Annotated in this window: 21 protein-coding genes; 20 read left to right on the top strand and 1 reads right to left on the bottom strand. The window is 46.7% G+C overall.

Annotated elements, in window-relative coordinates; genetic code table 11:
* Positions 1 to 96: 96 nt before the first annotated feature.
* The 19 genes from ssuE (at position 97) to MHI12_RS24380 (ending at position 19,178) form a co-directional block, all read left to right on the top strand.
* Entirely contained in the window at positions 97 to 645 is a 549-nt protein-coding gene (gene ssuE, locus MHI12_RS24470) for an NADPH-dependent FMN reductase (RefSeq protein ID WP_405170584.1), read from the top strand.
* A gap of 69 nt (positions 646 to 714) precedes the next feature.
* A complete protein-coding gene (locus tag MHI12_RS24465) occupies positions 715 to 1,587 on the top strand; it encodes a LysR family transcriptional regulator (protein WP_017692495.1) in 873 nt (290 codons plus the stop codon).
* 177 nt (positions 1,588 to 1,764) lie between these two features.
* The gene (locus MHI12_RS24460; RefSeq protein WP_405170583.1) at positions 1,765 to 2,826 is read left to right on the top strand and encodes an LLM class flavin-dependent oxidoreductase; all 1,062 of its coding nucleotides are present in this window, start codon (positions 1,765 to 1,767) and stop codon (positions 2,824 to 2,826) included.
* 50 nt (positions 2,827 to 2,876) lie between these two features.
* Positions 2,877 to 4,103: an amidohydrolase gene (locus MHI12_RS24455; protein ID WP_405170582.1), complete on the top strand. Its 1,227-nt coding sequence runs from the start codon at positions 2,877 to 2,879 to the stop codon at positions 4,101 to 4,103.
* 329 nt (positions 4,104 to 4,432) lie between these two features.
* Entirely contained in the window at positions 4,433 to 5,293 is an 861-nt protein-coding gene (locus MHI12_RS24450; protein ID WP_405170581.1) for a diaminopimelate epimerase, read from the top strand.
* 43 nt (positions 5,294 to 5,336) lie between these two features.
* Positions 5,337 to 6,131 carry an SAM-dependent methyltransferase gene (locus MHI12_RS24445; RefSeq protein ID WP_405170580.1) on the top strand — a complete coding sequence of 265 codons (795 nt, stop codon included), beginning with the start codon at positions 5,337 to 5,339 and terminating at the stop codon, positions 6,129 to 6,131.
* 56 nt (positions 6,132 to 6,187) lie between these two features.
* Positions 6,188 to 7,483 carry an opine metallophore biosynthesis dehydrogenase gene (locus tag MHI12_RS24440; protein WP_405170579.1) on the top strand — a complete coding sequence of 432 codons (1,296 nt, stop codon included), beginning with the start codon at positions 6,188 to 6,190 and terminating at the stop codon, positions 7,481 to 7,483.
* A gap of 216 nt (positions 7,484 to 7,699) precedes the next feature.
* Positions 7,700 to 9,337 (top strand): staphylopine-dependent metal ABC transporter substrate-binding lipoprotein, encoded by a 1,638-nt coding sequence (gene cntA / locus MHI12_RS24435; protein ID WP_405170578.1) that lies wholly within the window; start codon positions 7,700 to 7,702, stop codon positions 9,335 to 9,337.
* 191 nt (positions 9,338 to 9,528) lie between these two features.
* Complete coding sequence (opp1B, locus tag MHI12_RS24430; protein ID WP_405170577.1) at positions 9,529 to 10,461, top strand: nickel/cobalt ABC transporter permease; 933 nt, start codon at positions 9,529 to 9,531, stop codon at positions 10,459 to 10,461.
* Entirely contained in the window at positions 10,461 to 11,357 is an 897-nt protein-coding gene (cntC, locus tag MHI12_RS24425; protein WP_405170576.1) for a staphylopine uptake ABC transporter permease subunit CntC, read from the top strand. The genes opp1B and cntC overlap by 1 nt, the downstream gene beginning before the upstream one ends.
* Complete coding sequence (gene cntD / locus MHI12_RS24420; protein WP_405170575.1) at positions 11,338 to 12,147, top strand: staphylopine uptake ABC transporter ATP-binding protein CntD; 810 nt, start codon at positions 11,338 to 11,340, stop codon at positions 12,145 to 12,147. Before cntC ends, cntD begins: the two co-directional genes overlap by 20 nt.
* Entirely contained in the window at positions 12,148 to 12,900 is a 753-nt protein-coding gene (locus tag MHI12_RS24415) for an ABC transporter ATP-binding protein (RefSeq protein ID WP_405170574.1), read from the top strand. It begins immediately after the preceding gene.
* A 14-nt stretch (positions 12,901 to 12,914) separates the two neighbouring features.
* Entirely contained in the window at positions 12,915 to 14,108 is a 1,194-nt protein-coding gene (cntE, locus tag MHI12_RS24410) for a staphylopine family metallophore export MFS transporter CntE (RefSeq protein ID WP_405170573.1), read from the top strand.
* 29 nt (positions 14,109 to 14,137) lie between these two features.
* Positions 14,138 to 15,370 (top strand): staphylopine family metallophore export MFS transporter CntE, encoded by a 1,233-nt coding sequence (gene cntE / locus MHI12_RS24405; protein WP_405170572.1) that lies wholly within the window; start codon positions 14,138 to 14,140, stop codon positions 15,368 to 15,370.
* A 571-nt stretch (positions 15,371 to 15,941) separates the two neighbouring features.
* Positions 15,942 to 17,138, top strand: a complete 1,197-nt coding sequence (locus tag MHI12_RS24400) for a GTP-binding protein (RefSeq protein ID WP_405170571.1) — start codon at positions 15,942 to 15,944, stop codon at positions 17,136 to 17,138.
* Between the two features lie 318 nt (positions 17,139 to 17,456).
* A complete protein-coding gene (gene rpsN / locus MHI12_RS24395) occupies positions 17,457 to 17,726 on the top strand; it encodes a 30S ribosomal protein S14 (protein WP_036605831.1) in 270 nt (89 codons plus the stop codon).
* Positions 17,727 to 17,839: 113 nt separating this feature from the next.
* Positions 17,840 to 18,178: a DUF3024 domain-containing protein gene (locus MHI12_RS24390; RefSeq protein WP_405170570.1), complete on the top strand. Its 339-nt coding sequence runs from the start codon at positions 17,840 to 17,842 to the stop codon at positions 18,176 to 18,178.
* A gap of 280 nt (positions 18,179 to 18,458) precedes the next feature.
* On the top strand, positions 18,459 to 18,935 hold the full coding sequence (locus MHI12_RS24385; RefSeq protein WP_405170569.1) for a DUF2975 domain-containing protein: 477 nt from the start codon (positions 18,459 to 18,461) through the stop codon (positions 18,933 to 18,935).
* Positions 18,936 to 18,944: 9 nt separating this feature from the next.
* Complete coding sequence (locus MHI12_RS24380) at positions 18,945 to 19,178, top strand: helix-turn-helix transcriptional regulator (protein WP_036605834.1); 234 nt, start codon at positions 18,945 to 18,947, stop codon at positions 19,176 to 19,178.
* Between the two features lie 74 nt (positions 19,179 to 19,252).
* Here the strand turns inward: MHI12_RS24380 and MHI12_RS24375 are convergent, their stop codons facing one another.
* Positions 19,253 to 20,110, bottom strand: coding sequence for an AraC family transcriptional regulator (locus MHI12_RS24375; protein WP_405170568.1), 858 nt, complete (start codon positions 20,108 to 20,110; stop codon positions 19,253 to 19,255).
* Positions 20,111 to 20,285: 175 nt separating this feature from the next.
* On the opposite strand from MHI12_RS24375, the gene MHI12_RS24370 reads away from it, so the two are divergent.
* The gene (locus tag MHI12_RS24370) at positions 20,286 to 22,358 is read left to right on the top strand and encodes a beta-galactosidase (protein ID WP_405170567.1); all 2,073 of its coding nucleotides are present in this window, start codon (positions 20,286 to 20,288) and stop codon (positions 22,356 to 22,358) included.
* Positions 22,359 to 22,428 lie beyond the last annotated feature (70 nt).

Here is a 22,428-nt window from a genome sequence, read left to right as displayed (position 1 = left end):
AAGTTTCACCCTATCCATTTTTATATTTCACTGCGAAACGGTAGCTGTGCCACCAGAGGACGGCGACAGCCGTTTACGCTTGAGGAGGAGAAATTCATGTCACATGTTGTCATTATTGCAGGATCACCTTCCAAACGTTCGCGTTTGACAGGTCTGACGGATTACAGCAGCCAAAAATTAACGGAGGCAGGTATCACCGTTAAAGTTATTCACGTTGTGGATCTGCCCGCTGAGGATCTGGTGCAAGCTCGGTTTGACAGCTCATTCATTCGTGATGCACTCGCTGTCGTGGAGGCGGCGGATGCCGTTATTGTGGCTACACCGGTATACAAGGCATCATACTCCGGCGTGCTAAAGCTGTTCCTGGATCTGATTCCGCAAGAAGGATTACGGGGTAAGTTGACACTTCCGCTCGTCATCGGTGGCTCCATTGCTCATCTGCTCGCCATTGATTATGCATTGAAACCTGTTCTGGCAGCCCTTGGTGGAAGACATATCTTGGGTGGCGTGTATGCTGTGGATCAGGGAATTGAACGATTGGATGATGGAAAATTTGTACTCTCGGCAGATGTTACCACACGTCTGGATCGCTCGCTGGAAGAATTGATATTGACACTGGAAAAGGATGGGATTACGATATCATAAAACCAAGTAAGTATATTGGATAAATCAATATAAGATCAAACGTCTGCGGACGTGGATACGGAGGCGCTCATGAATATCGAGAATATTGAAGCATTTGTATATATCAATCATTATGGAAGCTTCAATAAGGCTGCCGAAGTACTCTTCTTGTCCCAACCTTCGGTTACAGCTCGCATTCAGTCACTGGAAAGGGAGCTGGGCTGCAAGTTGTTTGATCGGCTTGGCAAGCAAATTGTGCTGACAGAGGAAGGTAGGAAATTCCTTCCATATGCGCAGCAAGTGCTGCAAGTGATTCAGAAGGGCAAGCAGAAGATTCAGCAACGGCGATCAACACCGGATGCTCTTCGGCTCGGTAGTACAGTATCGGTATCTAACTATGTCATTCCCGATTTTCTACCTAAGATCAAGGAAGCTTACCCCGAAATTAACATCAAATTAACGACAGCAACGACGGATCAGCTGATTGCCAAACTGCTTGGTCAGGAGATCGATCTTGCTTTTGTGCGCAAGGTCATGCATCCTGCGATCCGTACGGTTGCTTTTTATGAAGATCCGATCCAGCTCTATGTGTACAAAGGACATCCATTCATTGAGAGCGGGCATGTCAGCATGGAAGCCATCCGGAATGAGCAACTGGTCTTTTTTGAATGTGGTTCACTGGACTGGCTGCGCATTCACCGGGCTTTCGACTCGCTGGAACATCCGCCGAATATTACATATCATGTCGATAATTCGGAGACGGCGAAGAAACTGGTTATGCAAGGGGCAGGCATTGCCTTTCTCCCGGGACTCACGGTGAAGAAGGAAGTGCAGAATCAGGAGCTGTTCCCCATTCAGGTACATGAGGTAGCAGGTGTATCGTTGCAGATCAGCGTTGTTACTTTAAAGGAAGAATATTCGCCATTGGCAGAACCCTTCGGGGAACTGCTGCGGCAGTTATAAAGCGTCTAACGTTGAATCTGACTTTTACACCAAAACGGAGAGTGCAGAACCAATCTGAAGAAGCGAAGCGTGATCGGAAGATGGTACTGCAATCGGAGTGATAAAGTGTAACATCTCAAGTTCAACTTAATAGTGATTCAAGAACAGTGGTTCAGCACAACCAAGGAGGAGAAGGATATGAGTATTCGTGTTGGCATTTTGGATCAGACTCCCATCTATGAAGGGGAAACGGCGGTGGAAGCCTTTCGGCATACGATTGAGCTGGCACAGCGGGCAGAGCAGCTTGGATTCCATCGGTTCTGGGTATCGGAGCACCATGATGGACAGCATGTTGCAGGTTCCTCCCCAGAGGTACTCATCTCCCACTTGCTTGCGCATACGAAACGGATTCGTCTGGGGTCTGGCGGGGTGATGCTCCAACATTACAGCCCGTATAAAGTCGCTGAAAATTTCAATATACTTGCAGCGCTCGGACCTGGAAGAATCGACTTGGGAATTGGTCGTGCGCCGGGGGGATTACCCCGTTCGACACAGGCATTGCAGGAAGGTATTCAGGGAGCTGCATCCCTGAAAGAGAAAATTGTTCAAGTGAAGCGATACATCCACAATGAACCGCTTGAAGATCAATCACATCCACTTGCGGGTCTCACTGCTTCACCCGTATCCGATATTCCAGCGGAGCTGTACGTGCTCGGAGCCAGTGTCGATAGTGCGGGCATGGCTGCGGAACTGGGACTCCCTTATGTCTTTTCACTGTTCATTAACAGTAATATAGAGGTGGCGCTTGAAGCGATCCGTGTATATCGTGAACAATTCAATCGTTCCCAAGGACGGGAGCCCTACGCTGCACTAGCCATATCGTTAATTGTGGCCGAGAGTGAGGAAGAAGCGGAAGGACTTGCGAGCGAGCATATGCTGGTGAAGATCCATCTGGAGAGTGGTAAGGTGCTTACCGTCGGTTCTGTGGAACAGGCGGAAGAATTCGGACGTCAATCGAACGAAACCTATCGGATCGAGATTTTGGAGCCAAGTGTGACCCGGGGTACGAAGGAAAGCGTAGGTCAGGCACTGCTGAAGTTCCAGCAGGAGTTTGCTGTAGAAGAGTTCATTGTGACTACAGCTACACGGGACTTTACCAAGCGAATTCGTTCATTCGAATTGTTGCGTGAGATTCTGGCAGAGCAGGGACTCAGTGAATTTGCACTGGAATCCAAGGAACAGGAAGCTGCAATCGGATAGAATTAGGCAGTTAATATAACAGTGAATATATACGAATGGGAGGCCATGTGATGAAAAGTGATCTGGAACAGCCCAAGCAGCATTCTGAGCAACAAGCACAGGGCCACGAGCATGAACTTCACGGTGAACGGGCGGAAGAATTCGCGGAACGTTTAATCACCATTCGGCGACACCTGCATCGTAACCCGGAATTGTCCGGCGAGGAAAAGGAGACGACAGCTGCCATTCGCAGTTGGCTGGAAGAGGAAGGCGTCCGTATTGCAGACGAATATGCGCTGCGGACAGGGCTTGTCGCTGAAGTAGGCCAAGGGGACGGTCCTGTGGTTGCCTTAAGAGCAGATATTGATGCGCTGCCCATTCAGGAAGAGACAAAACTTGAATTTGCCTCCCAGGTAGATGGAAAGATGCACGCATGTGGACATGACGCACACACGGCAATTCTGATTGGTGCTGCACGATTACTGAAACAGCGCGAGTCCAGTTTGCCGGGAAAAGTACGGTTGATATTCCAGCCCTCGGAGGAAAAAGCAACGGGTGCTCGGCAAGTGATCCAAAGCGGCGCATTATCCGATGTTCGGGCCGTATTTGGGTTGCATAACAAGCCTGATCTCCAAGTGGGTACGGTGGGTATTCGGGAAGGCGCATTGATGGCAGCAGCAGACGGTTTTGTTGTCAAAGTGGAAGGTGTAGGCACCCATGCAGCCGTGCCTGAAGCCGGCATTGATCCAATTGTGGTTGCCGCACATATTGTTACGGCATTACAGGCCATAGTGAGTCGCAATGTAGGAGCACAGGAGAGTGCTGTAATCAGCGTCACCAAGCTCCACAGCGGCACAGCCTGGAACGTTATTCCCGATGAAGCGATCCTCGATGGCACAGTGCGTACCTTTGATGAGAAAGTGCGTGCACGAATTCGCGAGCGTTTCAATCAGGTGGTAGCCGGTGTGGCGGCGGCCTATGGCACACGTGCTACGGTTCGCTGGATTCAGGGACCACCTGCCGTGGTCAACGATGAAGCTCTGGCATCTGTGGCGGAGCAAGTTGCAAGTGAGATTGGACTGAACAGTGTTAGACCGCTACCTTCTCCAGCAGGTGAGGACTTTTCCTTTTATCAAAAAGAAGTTCCCGGTCTGTTCCTCTTCCTGGGCACCTCTGGCCCGCATGAGTGGCATCACCCTGGCTTTGATGTGGATGAACGGGCTCTGCCGCTGGGAGCACATCTTCTGGCTGCACTGGCTGAGAAAGCACTGCACAATGTGCAAGCACATCAAGAGTGATGAGTACAGTGAATCACTGGATCATATCCAGATCGAAACGGTTCCGTTCGACGGCAACCGTTTTTCGTATTTTTTTGATAAGAGCGGTCTTGGGACGACGATTCGTTGAATCTTATCAGATGGTTTAATTATGGCTAGGGCTGGCGCAGAAGCGTCAGCTCTGTTTGGGTTTTCTTACAGGAGGTGCAGCTAAAGGTATTATGAAATTTTATTTTTTTAAATGGAAATATTTTGTTGACGCTCTCCAAAAGGATGTGCTATATTTTTCTCGACCTTTAATCGTAATAATTACTATTAGATAAAAAAGAAGAACAGGAGTAGTCGCTGCGATGAAACAGGAGATCGATTTTATCAAGTTCAGTCCCACTCAAAACATGACGATTCTGGTTAAAACGGATCATGCAGCAGAAAAATACAATCATATTGCAGCTCGTCTAATGTCGTATGATAACGTTTACGCTGAGCAAGTGGGATTCATTGAACCAAAGAGGAGACCGGAAGCTGTGGCACGTCTGGAAATGGCCGGAGGAGAGTTCTGTGGCAATGCCTGCATGGCACTTGCAGCACACCTCGCATCTGAAGCAGGACTGGCACAACAGGAATCTATGGATATCATGCTGGAGGTTTCCGGAACCGATCAATTGATCATGTGCCATGTGAAGAAACAGCAGAACGAATATGACTGCCAGGTAACCATGCCGATACCAAAGCAGATCGAACAACGAACAATCCGGTACGAAGGCATCGAGCTGGATATGGTAATCATCCGGTACGCTGAGTTCATCCATATCGTGATTGAAGTGGATGACTTCGATGATACGATGAAAAAGAGGGCACAGACCCTTGCAAGGCTACTGGGACTAACCCTGGGAGATAAGCTGATCGGTATCTTGTTATATCAATCGCACTCGGAAGAAATGGCCCCACTCATCTATGTTCCGGAGCTGGATAGTCTGATCTGGGAGAGAGGGTGTGGCTCGGGTACAGCCTCTGTGGGAGCCTATCTCGCATGGAGCCAGCAGAGAGGGATCACTCAGTACATCAAGCAGCCTGGTGGTGCGATCAAAGTGGTAGCCCAGTGGAATGGCGCAGAACTTGGGGGCATTACGATTGAGGGATCTGTTGGGATTGTGGCACAGGGCAAAGCCTTCATAGATATTCCAGCAGAATGGAGCGTTGTAAACGCATGAAGTACATGACACATGATTGAGACAACGTGTAGGGGGAAAAGAAATGATCACATTGGTCCATTTTCAGACATGTTTGAGTGAATTTGCAGAGAAATTCGATAAGCTCGCGAGCAAGTATGATCATACGATTCAGCATAGTGCAGAGCTGGAGGCTGTGATCAATGACTACTCCCGCTTTGTGACTGATCAGGAGAATAAGGCAGCCTGGGAACAGTTGGAGCATTCGGAGCTGGAAGAACTGGATTCGCTTATATGGCAGTTAAGAAATAAATCCGCCCAGTGTGTGGCGATCATGGAGAAATATCGTGCATTAAAGTTAGAGAACGGGGATGTGCAGATTGCCGATTATTTCAAAAACATAGAAGAGTGTATCGATAAAGAATTTGGCAGCTTCCATGTCACCTCCGATTCCAGAGTGTTGTTGGTAGGCTCCGGTTCATTCCCCATGACACCATTACTCATCGCCAAGCGAACAGGTGCACAGGTTGTCGGGATCGATATTGACGAAGAGTCCATTACACTCGGGCGAAAAGTGGTGGAGACACTGGGCGCGGGTTTGAAGATTCGTTTGCAGTCAACCTTGCTGGAAAATCTGGAGTATACCAGGGAAGCAACCCATATCATTTTCAGCTCTACCGTGGCCCCTAAATATGATCTGCTTGATCAACTGCATGCCCTGACGAATGCGCAGGTGGTTGTAGCCATGAGATACGGTGATCAGTTGAAGTCCTTGTTCAATTATCCGATGAGAGCGACGGATAGCAGCAAGCGGAAGCTGGTGGATACGATCCTGCGCCCGGATGATGTGTTTGATATTGCGTTGTACCAAAAAGCATAGCTGTCCAAGTTAATCTAAATGGAGTCCAGGTTGAACTTTGAATATAGGAGGCATATATGAGCAATCTTCAGCGAATTCTGTTACTCGGAGCCGGGCCTGCATCCATTCAGCTTGCGGTCACGCTCAAAGATCATCTCAATTGCTGTATAGGCATTGCGGGGAGACGATCGGTTCGTTCAGCGTCGATATTTGCAGCCCTCGAAGAGAGCAATCAACGTATTCAGGTCAGCATTCAAAATGAGAAACATCAGCCACTCGCAGGTGAGTGTTTCATTGATCATGTGTTCAAGGGATATGACACCACCCAGGGGGAATGGGATACACTCATTTTGGCGGTTACCACCGATGCATATATTGATGTGTTGGAACAAATGAATGAGGAATTCATCAAACAACTGAAATGTGTTATTTTGATTTCTCCAACGTTTGGGTCGAATCGACTCGTAACCCATTATATGAGAGAGCGGAATGCAGCGCCGGAAGTGATCAGTTTCTCTACCTACCTTGGAGATACCCGTTGGATGCACGAACATCCGTCCAATCATGTGATCACAACAGGGGTCAAGAAAAAGGTCTATATCGGTTCCACTCGTTACCCGTCTGAACAGGTCAGCAAGCTATGCCAAGTGTATGAGCGTTTGGGTATTGCGCTGGAAGTGATGCGATCCCCACTGGAGGCGGAAACGAGAAATATTTCGTTGTACGTGCATCCACCCTTGTTCATGAATGACTTCTCATTAGAAGCCATCTTTGGAGCTCCAGATACTCAGAAATACGTATACAAGGTGTATCCTGAAGGTCCGATTACACAAGTATTGATTCGGGATATGCGGGCGCAGTGGCAGGAGATTATGAATATTACGGACCGGCTCCATATCCAGGGAGTCAACCTGCTTCAATTCATGACGGATGACAACTATCCGGTTCGATTAGAGAGTATATCACGTCAGGATATCGAGAATTTCAATCAGCTGCAGGTCATTCATCAAGAGTATTTATTATACATACGGTACACCTCCTTATTGATTGATCCATTCTCGGAACCCGATTCGAAAGGCAAATATTTTGACTTTTCAGCAGTGCCATTCCGTCAAACGTTCATGAACCGCGAAGGGGAACTGGACATCCCCCGTATGCCCAAGGAAGATTACTACCGCATCAAAATCATTCAGGGCATTGCCAGACACCTCGATGTGAGCTGCCCAACGATTGATCAATTTATTGCCAAATATGAAGCAAAGCTTCAGGAAGTGGCTGACGCACACCCGAATCAACGTGTGTCCAACGCCTTTGTCATCCAATCCTTCGACGAAGATATCCGCATGATTTGCACCGGACTTTCAAGGGTCTAATTACATTTAAATATTGCAAATTAAATTTTTTTTTACACAGTAACGGAGGGGGCAGAAAGAACCTGAAGAAGCGAAGCGTTCGCATTTATCACCGGATTTTCTCTTTGGAAAAGAGATCAAAAAAATCTGGGGATAACGGCGATCAGAAGGTTGTTCTGACCACGTAGTGGTCTTGTGTAAAGTGTGAATTTAATTTGCTCATCAGGAGGAAATGCTGTGAAAAAGGGTCTTACTTTTACATCCATACTATTGCTGGTGTCTGCCATTGCTTTACTCGCCGGATGCGCTCAGAGCACAACAAAGAAAGAGAGCGCCCAAACGGAGCCTGCCAATAGCCAGGTACAAACGGAACTTATCTATGCTTCTGCCAAAGATATTAATGATATGAATCCCCATCTGTATACAGGCTCCATGCCTGCGCAAGGGATGGTATATGAGTCTCTGGTGGAAAACACACCTGACGGGATCAAGCCATTGCTGGCTGAATCATGGGATATTTCGGAGGATGGCAAGACCTATACCTTTCATCTACGACAAGATGTGAAATTCCATGATGGGGAGCCGTTCAACGCAGAGGCGGTCAAACAAAATATCGATGCAGTACAGGCGAATGCCGAAAAACATGCCTGGATCAAGCTGTCTACCAAAATCACAAGTGTAAAAGTTATCGATGAGCATACGGTGGAGCTGACGCTGTCGGAAGCCTATTATCCGGCTCTGGTGGAATTGTCCATGACAAGACCTTACGTTTTCATTTCACCCAAGGATTTCAAGGATGGTGGAACCAAAGACGGAGTGAGTGGTTTCCACGGTACAGGGCCTTATAAGCTTACAGCTCATAAAGTTGAAGAGAATGCCACGTTTGAAGCCAATGAAGACTATTGGGGTGGTGTACCTTCAATCAAGAAAATCACATCCAAGGTTCTTCCGGCTGGAGAAACAACATTCCTGGCATTGCAAAAAGGAGAAATCAACTTTGTGTTCACCGATGACCGGGGAGCAGATAGTATCGATGTCGAAGCCATGGACCAATTGGCTAAATCCGGTGGTTATCAAGTGGTTCGAAGTGAAGCGATGAATACCAATATCATCGTAGCCAATAGCAGTCGCCAGAATAGTCCGGTTCAGGAAACGGCAGTGCGAGAAGCGCTATGGGTTGGCATCGACCGGGAAACGATCAGTAAAGATATCTTCAACGGAACGCAGACTGTAGCGGACACGCTATTTTCAGCCAATGTCAATTACGCCAAGGTGGACCTGAAGAAACGGGAGTATGATCCGGAGATGGCTAAACAGCTTCTGGACCAAGCAGGCTGGACATTGGCAGACGGTAAAGAGGTGAGAACGAAGAACGGTCAGCCTTTAGCCATGAAATTATACTATGACAGCAACTCGTCTTCACAGAAAATACAGGCCGAATTGATCCAGTATTCGATGAAAGAATTGGGTGTTCAGCTTGAGATCGTGGGCGAAGAGTCTACTTCCATCGCGAATCGGAGAGCCACCGGGGAATATGATCTGCTCTTTAATCAAACCTGGGGACTGGCCTATGATCCACAGAGTACCATTGCTGCATTTACATCAGATTCGGCTTATAAGCATACGACAAGCGGAATTGCGGAAGCAGATGAACTATATCAGAAAATTGATGCGGTCATGGTCTCCACGGATGAGGCTTCACGCCAATCCATGTATGCCGACATTATGAAGATCGTCCATGATGAAGCAGTCTTCATCCCGATTACCAACGGACGTGTCACCGTAGTCGCTCCCGAGAATCTCGAAGGAATCTCGTTCAAGCAGACTCAATATGAACTGCCATTTGAACAAATGAATTTTAAATATATAAATTGAACTAAACATTTACACAAAACGGAGAGGACAGAAAGAACCTGAAGAAGCGGAGCGTTCGCCTTTATCCCCGGATTTTCCCTATATAAAAGGAATCAAAAAAATCTGGGGATAACAGCGATCGGAAGGTTGTTCTGTCATCGGAGTGTAGTGTAAATATTGTTTAGTTCAATTTAAATAGAGCGGAGATGGATATGGGAAGTTATATCGTCAAAAGGATTCTGTTAACCATCCCTTTACTGATTATCATTTCATTTATAACGTTTGTCCTGATTAATCTATCTCCCTTGGACCCGGCGGTTGTTGTGTTACAGGCACAGGAAGTTCCGCAGATTACGGATGAACTGATCACGCAAACGAATGAAGAGCTAGGATTCGGTCAGTCGTTCATGATCCAGTATGTGAACTGGATCATGGCTGTTGTGCAGTTGGACTTTGGCAACTCTTATGTATCTGGTGAACCCGTGTGGTCATTGATGGGCCCTGCTTTTATGAACACATTGAAGTTAACACTTGTCTCATCGGTATTCATTATTGCGCTGTCCATTCTGCTGGGTGTGATCTGTGCCATGAGAGAAGGCAAGTTGCTGGATCGATCGGTCAGAGGTATTTCCTTTTTCCTTACCGCCATGCCATCCTACTGGCTTGCAGCCATGATGATTTGGTATTTTTCCGTCAAGCTGGACCTGTTACCTACCAGTGGTATGGACTCGTATCGAAGCTACATTCTACCGGTGATTGTGATCACGGTGAGTTATACAGGCATTTATTTCCGAACGGTTCGAAGTTCCATGCTGAGCAATATGAATGAGGACTATGTGTTATATGCACGGGCAAGTGGTCTGAGCGAGAAGAAAGTTACCCTGCATATTCTAAGAAATTCATTACAGGTGGCCGTGTCCATCTTTTGCATGGCAATCCCGATCGTGTTGGGCAGTACGGTGGTCATTGAAAATGTATTTGCCTGGCCGGGGCTCGGTAGGCTCAGTGTGAAATCCATTTTAAGCAGGGATTTTCCGATTATTCAGGCGTATGTTCTGATGTTGGCTGTCACCTTTGTGTTGTTTAACACGTTATCCGACATCATTAATGCGGCGATGAATCCCCGGTTGAGAAAGGAATTCTGATGCGAATATTGAAAAATCTGCGCAAAGACAAGCTTGCGTTGACCTCTTTGGTGGTGATTATCGCCACGCTTATGGCGGGCATACTGGCTCCGCTTATTGCGCCGCATGATCCTGGACAAGTGAACATGAAGCTTCGTTATGCCTCCTCGTCCTGGGAGTATCTATTAGGCAATGATCATCTGGGCAGATGTGTATTATCCCGGCTTATCTATGGCATCCGTCCAAGTGTGTTATGGGTTCTGGTTGCGCTCAGTCTATCTGTTCTGATCGGGGCCATTGTTGGATTCATTGCGGGTTACTTCAAGGGGAAAGTGGATGCATGGATTATGAGAGTCTGTGACATTATGCTGTCTTTTCCCGGGTACGTGATGACACTGGCGGTGGTTGGCATTTTGGGTGCAGGACTGGAGAATATTTTGATTGCCTTTGTGTGGATGAAATGGGCCTGGTTTGCCCGCGTTATTCGAACATCTGTGATGCAATTCTCCGATATGGATTATGTAAAATACGCTAAAGCCTCCGGCACGCCTAATCTGAGAATTATAACCAAACATATTGTTCCGGTTACCTTTGCCGATATTGCCGTCATTGCCAGTGGTTCCATGTGTTCAATGATGTTGCAGATCTCCGGCCTTTCCTTTCTGGGGCTTGGCATTCAGGCTCCGCATGCGGAGTGGGGCATGATGCTCAATGAGGCGAGGGAAGTCATGTTCTCCAGACCTGAATTGATGTTGGCACCGGGCCTGGCCATTGTGGTGGTGGTGTCTGCTTTTAATTTTCTATCGGATGCGCTTCAAGTGGCTCTGGACCCCAAATTGATGACCTCTCAAGGTAAGTCTGACAAGTCTTACGAAAGTGAGGTGAGAAAGGCTGCTTATGAATATAGTCGAGGTTGAACATTTGAAAGTATGGGATACCAATACAGGTAGAGTGATCATTCATGACAGTTCATTCGAAGTTAAACAGGGAAGCTGTATGGCCATCGTGGGGGAAAGTGGAAGCGGTAAGTCTGTCACGTGCAGGGCTATCATGCGACTGAACAAGCCATGGATTCGCCAATCGGGCACAATGTTATTTCAGGGCGAAGACCTGAACCAGCTTTCGGAACCGGAGATGCGGCGTAAGCGGGGCAAGCATCTGTGTATGATTTTGCAGAATGGCATGAGTGCATTTGATCCTTCCTGTGTCATTGGTGTGCATATCCGGGAGACGCTTCAGCAGCATTTTGGCTGGAACACCCGCGAGATTGAACAGAAAATCATCCATGCCATGGAAAGCGTCATGCTCAGAAACCCACGCGAGATTTTGAATCAATATCCACATCAGCTGTCCGGTGGAATGCTGCAACGAATCATGATTGCACTGGCGTTGGTGCTTGAGCCCGATCTCATTATTGCGGATGAGCCGACAACGGCACTGGATACAATCTCTCAATATGAAGTGGTGGAGCAATTGATTCAATTACGTGAACGCATGGGCTGTTCCATGATGTTCATCTCCCATGATCTCGGCGTCGTTCAGAAGATTGCAGATGACGTGATGGTCATGAAGGACGGCGAGATCGTAGAGCGCGGCAGCATGCATTCTGTTTTGACAGAGCCGAAGCATGCCTATACGCAGTATCTGGTCTCTACCCGACTGGAGCTGAGCAATCATTTTAAGGCGTTGATGCAGGGGGACTCATAGATGCTAAAGGTGGAAGGTATCGAAAAATCATATAACCAAGGCGGACTGTTCTCCAAGTACAAACAACAGGTATTGAAACAGGTTACCTTTGAATGCCAGCAGGGCGAGTGTCTCGGTATCATCGGTGAAAGCGGAAGTGGTAAATCTACGTTGGGTCGTCTGATTCTGGGCATTGAACGCCCGGATCGTGGAACGATCTTGTTCGATGGTAAAGACGTACAGGATCGACGTGTACGGATGGGTAACATTAGCGCCGTTTTTCAAAATTATACGTCCTCTATCAATCCATTTCTTACCGTGGAAGCTGCTATTATGGAACCGATGCAAGCACAGCAAAAGCTGCGAAAGGATCAGGGCAACTCAGAGAAGGTGGATCTGTTGCTGAACCAAGTTGGACTGGACCCTTCCTATAGATCCAAATATCCGCATGAATTATCCGGCGGGGAGGCTCAGAGAGTGTGCATTGCCAGAGCTATCTCCACCGCCACTAAATGCATTGTGTTTGATGAAGCGATCAGCTCACTGGACGTGTCTGTTCAGATTCAGGTGTTGCAATTGTTGAAAGAGCTTAAGGAAATCTACAAGCTGAGTTATGTCTTTATCACACATGATATACAGGCGGCAGCTTATATCTGTGACAGGGTGATCATTTTCAGAGAGGGACAGGTTGTAGAGATCGTTCCGACCAAGCAACTCAAGGATGTACAGTCCGACTATGCGAAGCAATTATTGAAGCATTTAATACCATTTTAGGGGGAACACCCATTGTGAGTGGAGCGATGTCTTGGCCTTTTCTGCGCTTGTACATATTGGTTCTTCTATATTTCAGTGCCAATGCCATTCTTAACGTGATCATCCCATTACAAGGGGAGTCCTTGGGTGCGAGCGGTACAACGATTGGACTGATCATGGGCGCTTATATGTTCACAACGATTTTCTTCAGACCCTGGGCAGGTCGGATTATTCAAAAGCAGGGTCCGATCAAAATATTGCGTCTAATTCTGATCATCAATGGCTTTGCCCTGATTTTATATACCTTTACGGGACTTGGCGGTTATTTGCTTGCTCGTATTTTGCAGGGTGTATCCACAGCGTTTTTCTCCATGGCCTTGCAGATTGGCATTATTGATGCACTTCCGGAGAAAGATCGGTCACAGGGCATTTCGTATTATTCGCTGTTCAGTTACATACCGGGGATCGTGGGACCTGTGCTCGCATTAGGGATATGGCAGGCGGGAGGCATGGATTATTTTACAGTGGTTCTGATCGGCATTGCCGTCTGTACAGGCGTCTTCGGATATACCGCCAAAATGGAACCAAACAAGGAGCAGCCTGCTGAGAATCTTTCGGAGCAGAACGTGAGTATGTGGGAATCCTTTGGTCAGTTGGTGAAGAATCCACATTTATTTCGTTGCAGTGTGTTAATGCTTGCTGCTTCCGTTGTATTTGGCGCGATTACCACCTTTATTCCGCTGTATGCGAGCCAAGTACCAAACGGGAATGCCGGCGTATATCTGATGCTTCAGGCAGGAACGGTGGTGCTGGCTCGAATTATGCTTCGAAAAAGGATTCCTTCCGATGGCAGTTGGCATTCTCCTTTCATGATGGGCACCATGTGTCTGCTCGCCGTAGCTGCGCAGTGTGTTAGTTTTGCCGTGACAGGCGGGGTGGTCTTTTTCTATGTGGGCGCTGTATTCATGGGAATCGGTCAGGCGATCCTGTATCCGACACTCACGACCTATTTATCTTTTGTCTTGCCTAAACTGAACCGGAACGTCCTGATCGGTTTATTTATCGCGATGGCGGATCTGGGTATTTCTCTGGGTGGTGTGATTATGGGTCCCGTCGCTGACTTCTCTTCCTATTCATTTATGTACATGATGTGTGCTATCCTAGGAGCGGTAATGATCGTTTTTGCCTATGAACGGCGGAGACCCGTTACAGGTACATCTGTGAGTTGACTGCCAGAAGAGAAAGTGGTGACGAACGTTTGAAGTCTTCAATGACGGCAACATCCAATGGGAAATTAAATCCGGTATCCTTTTCGTTTATCCGGTTTTATATGCTGGCCTTTTTATTTTTTGCAGCGAATTCAGCTTTGACGATTATTCTGCCTTTGCGAAGCGAGGCCGCCGGATTGAACCAGGCTGAGATTGGTCTGATGATGGGGGCATATATGTTCACCTGTATGCTCTTGAGACCTTTTGCAGCACAGCTGCTGGGCAAGTATGGTCCACTTCGAGTGATGCAATGGTTATTGCTTTTGCATGCGGGCACGCTACTGCTGTTTGTTGTTTTTGATGTGGAGACGTATCTGTGGTTGCGAGCCCTGCAAGGGGTGGCTACGGCTTTTTTCTCCATGACGATGCAGGCAGGCATTGTGGAAAAGCTGGAGGACAAAGACCGGGCCCAAGGGTTGTCCATGTACACCCTGTTTACGATGGTTCCTTCTCTGGTCATTCCGATCCTCGCCATACAAATCTGGGAAAATGCCAGTGATCTGGCGTTTACGCTACTGATGATTGGACTGGCGGCTCTGCCACTTTTGATCGGGTACAATGTGGATCTGCCGCGTAGTACCGTGCAGAACAAATCGTATACCTTGGGTGATATGTTTCGTTCATTCGGAGGCATCTGGCGCAGTACGCCACTGCTGCTCAGTAGTGTGGTGATGCTGTTTGCGTCCTGCGTTTTTGGGGCAACAGCGACCTTTCTTCCCCTGTATATGGTATCCACCGGAATGGCGAGTGCAGGCGTATTTCTGACGATTCAGGGATTGGTTGTAATCCTCTGCAGGTTTATTTTGCGTAAAAAAATCCCGTCTGATGGTAGCTGGAATACCTGGCTGATGGTAGGACTGATGCTGTGTGCAGCACTGGGAACCCAGTTGCTCAGTCTAATAGAAACCATCGGGCCACTGGTATATCTCTCCGCGGTTTTCAGCGGCTTTGCCCTGGCATTGTTGTATCCAACACTAACCACATATCTGTCTTTTGTGTTGCCTGCGGATTCCAGATATGTACTCATGGGGATTTTCATGTCCTCGTATGACCTTGGATTCTCTCTGGGTGGACTGGCGATGGGGCTTATTGTACAGGTAAGTTCGTATTCGACCATGTTTATGATCTGCACGTTGCTCTCTATTGCAGCGATGGTTCTGGTGTTGGTGTTCAGGCAACGGATGGAAGCGGGCAATAAGGGCAGTTCTGTGGTGACTATATAAATTGAACTAAAGAACATTTACACGGATCACTCCGATGACAGAACAACCTTCCGATCGCTGTTATCCCCAGATTTTTTTGATTCCTTTTTATAAAGGTTAAATCCGGGGATAGCGTATGCTTCCGATGTAGCTTTCTTTCAGAAAGCTTGTAGGCGAAGTGTATGCTTTTTCGAAGTAGCTTTCCTGCAGAAAGCTTGTAGCTCCGCTTCTTCAGGTTCTTTTTGTCCTCTCCGTTTTGTGTGAATTTTCAGTTCAATCTATATAGTTTTGTTGAAATTGTCGCGGTACAGGCGTAATTCTAATTTATATTGATATAGTCCGCTGTCTAGCCTATCCCGCATGTATTGCGAACATTTACAGAGGAGGTTTATGACTCACTTCTTGCCAAAACGTATCCCAGGATGCGAAAGTGCAAGGGCTGGTCATCAGCCTTTTTTTGTTTTTTTGCAGGTTGAAATCAAAAATAGTTTGACAACGACCGTCTAACAGGATTATAGTCATCGTTGTTAATCGTAATTATTACTATTAAAGTCCGAATTACACAGACTGCACATATAAGGAGTAGATTTCTATGACACAAAAGCAAGTGCCGGTAACCGTACTGAGTGGTTACCTCGGTTCAGGGAAAACGACGGTTTTGAATCACGTGTTGAACAACAGACAAGGGCTTAAGGTTGCCGTAATCGTCAACGACATGAGTGAGGTCAATATTGATGCAGCGTTGGTCAAGGGGGAGACAACCTTGTCTCGAACCGAAGAGAAGCTGGTGGAGCTGTCCAATGGCTGTATCTGCTGCACCTTGCGGGATGATCTGATGCAGGAGATTGAGAAGCTGGTGAACGAAGGCAAGTATGATTATATTTTGATCGAATCCACCGGCATCAGTGAACCTGTTCCAGTTGCACAGACCTTTACATACGCCGATGAGGAGTCGGGTATTGACCTGACTAGTCTGGCCCGATTGGATTGTTTGGTAACGGTAGTGGATGCCAATCGATTCTGGCATGATTTTGGATCAGGACAGAGTCTTCTGGATCGTAATCAGGCGACCGGAGATGAGGACACCCGTGACGTCGTAGACTTGTTGATTGATCAGATCGAAACCTGTGATGTGCTGCTGCTGAACAAATGTGATCTGGTCGATGACACCGAGCTGAACAAGCTCGAAGGCATCATCCGTAAGTTACAGCCTAACGCCAAGATCATTCGGACTGAGAACGGACAGGTGAATCCGTCTGAGATTCTGAATACAGGCCGCTTTGATTTTGAGAAGGTGAGCATATCCGCTGGATGGATTCAGGAGCTGGAGAAAGAGTCGCATACACCGGAAACCGAGGAATATGGCATTGGTTCCTTTGTATATCGCCGTAGAAAGCCGTTCCATCCATCCCGTCTGGCTGAATTCATGAGTTACTGGCCGGAAGAAGTGGTACGTGCCAAAGGTTTGGTATGGCTTGCGGCTGAAGGGGATGTTGCTGCAAGCCTCAGTCAGGCAGGGCCTTCCATTCAGTTCGGTCCTGCGGGACATTGGGTAGCGGCTTTGCCGGAAGCGGACAAAGAAGAGATTTTACGTAACGAGCCGGTTGTTCTGGAGAAATGGGATGCCCAGTGGGGAGATCGTCAGACGGAACTTGTCATGATTGGGATTGAAATGGAACGTGCGAGTATTGAAGATGAGCTAGACCTGTGCCTGCTCAGTGACGAAGAAATGCTGGGCGACTGGGGTCATTTTGACAATCCCCTACCATGGCCTGTGGAAGCCGTATAAGTCGGAAGATGCGTGTGCTGTATTGGAGTAACGCTATATAAGCACATCTATATAAATTGAAATAAACATTTACACAAAACGGAGAGGACAGAAAGGACCTGAAGAAGCGGAGCGTTCGCCTACAAGCTTTCTGCAAGAAAGCTACATCGGAAGCATACGCTATCCCCGGATTTACCCTTTGTAAAAGGAATCAAAAAAATCTGGGGATAACAGCGATCGGAAGGTTGTTCTGTCATCGGAGTGTGCAGTGTAAATATTCTTTAGTTCAATTTATATAGATAAATAAACATAAATTCAATCGATAAGGAGCTGTAATTCATGGCTAAAAAATCAAAAGTGGTACGTGAGAAGCAACGTCAGGCGATCGTGGCAAAATATGCGGACCTGCGCCGGGAACTGAAGGAAAAAGGGGATTACGAAGCCTTGCAGAAATTGCCACGGAATGCATCTCCAACTCGTTTGAAGAATCGTTGCGAAGTGACAGGCCGCCCGCGGGGTTATCTACGCAAGTTCAAGGTATCTCGAATTAAGTTCAGAGAACTGGCTCATCAAGGTCAGATTCCTGGTGTAACAAAATCCAGCTGGTAAAATGATCAAGGGATGTAGCTGACACCTTTGCATGAAGGCAGGTTGTTGTGAGCTGGAAGCTGTACGAGTCGGTTAGAACAGGGGCGTATTTTGCTGAAAGGATGTGCATCTTCATGATGGACTTGTTTACACTAAGAAGAATTCAGTCCTTAATGAATGGATATATTCATGAGAAGGTACCTGCGCCACTGCGTACGATGGTGAAGTTGACATATGAGATGAATCACAATGAATTGATCCTGACTGAAGAAAGACCTGCGGAGGAACGGTATCAATGGGACAAGATGCATATTGCCCGATTTTACTGGGAAGATCATCAGTGGAAGGTGTATGCCAGAGATGAACAAAGTAGCTGGAACCCGGTAGATGTTATTACACCTTGTTCAGATTTTTTTGAGAATGTGCTCGAACAGATGGAACGGGATGAGGCTGGATTGTTCTGGCGTACGTGAGCGAGATCGGTTAAGAGTATATTTTATTCGTAAAAATTAATGTTAATTCAGACAAATATGGCGTATATGCAACCGAGTTCGAAGCTAGCGACATCAGTGGCTAGCATCGGGCTTTTTTTGTGTCCAAGAATCACTGAAGCAAAGAGGGGGGGCGATCTTTTGGTCTTCCTTTCTTAACGGGCAAAAGAATAAATAAAACCTGTTTTACAATAAAAATTTATTGTAAAACGATAAATATTGTGATAAATTCATATCACTTAAAACAAGTGAGGTGCTTTTTGTGAAGCGAGGTACAACCATCTTTTTAAAATTGGCTGTGTTGCTTATTGGTGTTCCCATTCTTGCCTTATGTATATTCGGCATACCCTGGTTAGCGAACAATCCGGTGAATCCGAATTATGCAGGTGCACTATACCCCATAGTGATTGTTATGTATGTGTCCGTTATTCCGTTTATTGTTGCACTGTACCAGGCATTCCGTCTGCTGAGCTACATCGACAAAAATGAAGCGTTCTCTCTAATGTCAGTGAAATCCTTAAAAACAATAAAATATTGTGCTATTGTAATCAGTAGTCTCTATTTTGTGATGTTGCCATTTGTTTATGTTGTCGCAGAGAAAGATGACGCCCCAGGCCTCATTCTTATGGGGGTGGTTCCTGTTTTTGCTTCATTGGTCATTGCAGTATTCTCCGCTGTGCTCCAAAGATTGTTACAGGAAGCAATTGATATCAAATCAGAAAATGACCTAGTGGTCTGAGGTGAATATATGGCCATTATAATCAATATTGATGTGATGTTGGCAAAGCGGAAAATGACGGTTACCGAGCTTGCAGAGAGAGTTGAGATCACAATCGCCAATATTTCCATATTAAAAACAGGAAAAGCAAAAGCGATCCGTTTATCCACTCTGGATGCGATCTGTAAAGCACTGGATTGTCAGCCTGGAGATATATTGGAATATAAGGCTGACGAGGACGAAGATACAAATGAACTTATATGAAAAATGACCAAAGAAGACTCTGCATGTTATATGCAGAGTCTTCTTTTGCGTCAGCTTGTTCAAGGAACATCTGCCTATAACGTATGATTGTGCATCATTCGAAATTGCATAGGCGTTACGTTTTCCTGGGTTTTGAAACATCGGATGAAGTAGCTTGACTGTGAAAATCCCGTTTCCAGCGTAATTTGTTTAATGGAAAGGTTGGTTGTCGCGAGCAGCTGTTTCGCATGTAATAACCTGGATTCCATCAGGAATTCAGGGAAGGAGATTCCAAACGTCTGACTGAACTTTCGGCTAAAGTATGTTGTACTGTATCCGGCAATTCCGGCAGCGTGTTCTAGTGTAATGTGCTCGTTACTATGGGAACGAATATAATTCCCTGCTTCTCGAATTCGCTCTGAAGTGTGATTTAAAGAAACATTAATTTGGCTCGCTGCGGATTGCAATCGGGTCAGAAGTTCATAGAGTGTTGCTGCCATGCTGTGCTCGTCCTCCACCTGATAGCCTCTTCCGAGCTCCAGTAATCGATCCATGAGCGCGGTAACCACCGGGAAGTTGGAACATTGAAAGAGCCACGGCTCGTCAACACCTTTTCCATTTAACAGCTCTTCGAGACGAATGCCGTAGAAGTGAATCCAACGAATACTCCAAGGATCATCCAAATCTGAGTAGTAGGTTTGTCTGAGACCGGGACCATAGAGGAATCCTTGCCCACGCGTTAGCTCATAACAAGCGGTTCCCGTGTCCAGGAATCCTTTACCTTCAAGTACAAGATGCAGATTATAACATTGATCCAAGTTAATTTCAGTGGTGCCATATTCTCGATGCACATGATGCTTCGGAAAGTCACTGTACCCTCCAATAAAATCGGGAAAGCATACATGTCTGGGGAAAACCGGCTTGGGGAGAAAGATGTGTTCTTTCACGTGCATCCTCCATTTAAACGCAATATTTTTATGTAGTGAACTGAAATAGATTCAGCTCACTGTTATTTGAATCTTAGACAATGACAATATTTTATTATAAGTCGCATAATCTTGTCATTTATTATATGTGAAGGTTCCAATAGAATGGAGGCAATATGACAGGTTAAGGGGGCAATTAAAGGTGGAAAAATCAATCCAAATGGATGAATTAAAAATGGGGGTCTGTTATTACCCTGAGCACTGGTCGGAAGCGTTGTGGGAGGACGATTTCCGTAGAATGAGAGAGATGAATATCACAGTTATTCGGATGGCTGAATTTGCATGGTCCATCTTTGAGCCGGAAGAAGACCAGTTCGATTTTAGTTTTTTCCAGAAGGCACTGGATCTGGCGCATCAATACGGTTTGAGTGTTATTTTGGGAACACCTACTGCAACTCCACCAGCGTGGTTAACATCCAAATATCCAGAAGTATTAAACGCGAATAAGGACGGGGTATTGTATCAACACGGCATGCGGCGTCATACCAACTACAGCAGCCCAATCTACAGACAGCAATGTGAGAAAATCGTGCACAATATGGTGATTGCCTATAAAGATCATCCGGCTCTCATCGGATGGCAGATCGATAACGAATTCAATTGTCATATGGATGTTTTCTATGCTGAGGCAGATCATGTCGCCTTCCGTGAATGGTTAAAGGATCGTTATGAATCTTTGGAGAACCTGAACCAGGCTTGGGGAACTGTTTTTTGGAGTCAGACCTATACCGACTGGGACCAAGTTCACCTTACCCGAAATATGGTTAATCAATCGCCAAATCCTCATCTGGCATTGGATGAAAAGAGATTCATATCAGCCAATACGATTTCATTTGCCAAGCTTCAGGTGGACATCATTCGGGAACTGGATCCGAAACATTGGATCACAACAAACGGTACGTTTGGACACTTGGATAACCATGAAATGACAGAGGACTTGTTGGATTTCTTCTCCTATGATTCGTATCCGCAGTTTGCCACGATCTTCCCAGGGACAGACGATAACGCATTACAAGATCGGGCCTGGAGCATGAAACTGTCGAACGTACGCAATATGTCACCGAACTTCTGCGTCATGGAACAACAGTCTGGGCCAGGAGGCTGGGTTGACAGTATAGGCATGGGTACGCCAAGACCGGGGCAGATCCGATTATGGTCGTATCAATCTGTTCTTCACGGAACAGATCTGCTCGTCTACTTCCGTTGGCGGACGGCAACATTTGGCACCGAGATGTACTGGCATGGCATCAATGATTACCATAATCAACCCAACAGAAGGGTACGCGAGGTTGCACAAATAGGGGAAGAGTTTGCCAAGATCGGGCGTGTTATTGCGGGCACTACATATCAAGCCGACGTTGCGATCCTGCAGGATTACGATAACATCTGGGACGGAGAGTTGGACGAGTGGCACGGCCCGCTTCAGCAACAGAGTGTACGCTCCTGGTATAAGCAGCTCCAGTATCGTCATATTCCGACGGACATGGTTACACTGCAACCAACGACAACACTGGAAGAGTTATCCGAATATAAGGTGATCATCTATGCTCACCCGGCCATCATGACAGACGAGACAGCAGAACTTCTCCAAGCCTATGTCAGTCAAGGTGGAATCCTGTTTTTCGGTGCCCGCACCGGCTATAAGGATCTCAAGGGACATTGTTATATGAGACCGTTCCCTGGGGCTGTCGCTGAGTTGTGTGGTGTAACCGTAGAGGACTTTACATTAATCAAAGGAACCATTCCAGCAGCCAAACTGCAATGGAGTGGGGCGAGTGAGCGACTTCAGGAGGGAACGTCAACGGCCGGATTTAACGAAGTTCTTCATGTGGAGCATTCTGACGTGCAGGTCATGGCTGAGTATACATCCGAATATTATGCAGGTAGTCCTGCATTGACCAAACGTGTGGTAGGTCAGGGGCAGGTATGGTATTATGGTGCGGCTTACAATGAACCGGTCGTAGATGCTATTCTAGATGAAATAGGGCTATCTTCACCAGTGGGTGACCTGGTAGAGGTACCGTCTGAAGTTGAACTTGGTATCCGTTCTGGTGAGGATAATGCTTATGTATTTTTACTCAACTACTCGGATCAACAAGTACTCATTAAGCTTAAGAAGCAAGCAAAAGAGTTACTGTCCGGTACAACACTTCAGAATGAGATCAACATGCCCGCGTATGGTGTGTTCATTTTTGAGATCGATTTGCCACAATAAGGAATCCATTCATCAATATCATGCGTTATATATATAAAGAAACACCAAAAACGCCTTGCAGCCATTGCAA

The organism is Paenibacillus sp. FSL H8-0280, assembly GCF_045040665.1.
GTDB classification, from domain to species: Bacteria; Bacillota; Bacilli; order Paenibacillales; family Paenibacillaceae; genus Paenibacillus; species Paenibacillus xylanexedens_A.
Note: the sequence above shows the minus strand (reverse complement) of the source record. Positions and strands in the feature narration are given on the sequence as shown.

Excerpts from the sequence above, each read along its gene's own strand:
- ssuE (WP_405170584.1), top strand. The coding sequence starts at position 97 with ATGTCACATGTTGTCATTATTGCAGGATCACCTTCCAAACGTTCGCGT.
- MHI12_RS24465 (WP_017692495.1), top strand. The coding sequence starts at position 715 with ATGAATATCGAGAATATTGAAGCATTTGTATATATCAATCATTATGGA.
- MHI12_RS24460 (WP_405170583.1), top strand. The coding sequence starts at position 1,765 with ATGAGTATTCGTGTTGGCATTTTGGATCAGACTCCCATCTATGAAGGG.
- MHI12_RS24455 (WP_405170582.1), top strand. The coding sequence starts at position 2,877 with ATGAAAAGTGATCTGGAACAGCCCAAGCAGCATTCTGAGCAACAAGCA.
- MHI12_RS24450 (WP_405170581.1), top strand. The coding sequence starts at position 4,433 with ATGAAACAGGAGATCGATTTTATCAAGTTCAGTCCCACTCAAAACATG.
- MHI12_RS24445 (WP_405170580.1), top strand. The coding sequence starts at position 5,337 with ATGATCACATTGGTCCATTTTCAGACATGTTTGAGTGAATTTGCAGAG.
- MHI12_RS24440 (WP_405170579.1), top strand. The coding sequence starts at position 6,188 with ATGAGCAATCTTCAGCGAATTCTGTTACTCGGAGCCGGGCCTGCATCC.
- opp1B (WP_405170577.1), top strand. The coding sequence starts at position 9,529 with ATGGGAAGTTATATCGTCAAAAGGATTCTGTTAACCATCCCTTTACTG.
- cntC (WP_405170576.1), top strand. The coding sequence starts at position 10,461 with ATGCGAATATTGAAAAATCTGCGCAAAGACAAGCTTGCGTTGACCTCT.
- cntD (WP_405170575.1), top strand. The coding sequence starts at position 11,338 with ATGAATATAGTCGAGGTTGAACATTTGAAAGTATGGGATACCAATACA.
- MHI12_RS24415 (WP_405170574.1), top strand. The coding sequence starts at position 12,148 with ATGCTAAAGGTGGAAGGTATCGAAAAATCATATAACCAAGGCGGACTG.
- MHI12_RS24400 (WP_405170571.1), top strand. The coding sequence starts at position 15,942 with ATGACACAAAAGCAAGTGCCGGTAACCGTACTGAGTGGTTACCTCGGT.
- rpsN (WP_036605831.1), top strand. The coding sequence starts at position 17,457 with ATGGCTAAAAAATCAAAAGTGGTACGTGAGAAGCAACGTCAGGCGATC.
- MHI12_RS24390 (WP_405170570.1), top strand. The coding sequence starts at position 17,840 with ATGATGGACTTGTTTACACTAAGAAGAATTCAGTCCTTAATGAATGGA.
- MHI12_RS24380 (WP_036605834.1), top strand. The coding sequence starts at position 18,945 with ATGGCCATTATAATCAATATTGATGTGATGTTGGCAAAGCGGAAAATG.
- MHI12_RS24375 (WP_405170568.1), bottom strand. The coding sequence starts at position 20,110 with ATGCACGTGAAAGAACACATCTTTCTCCCCAAGCCGGTTTTCCCCAGA.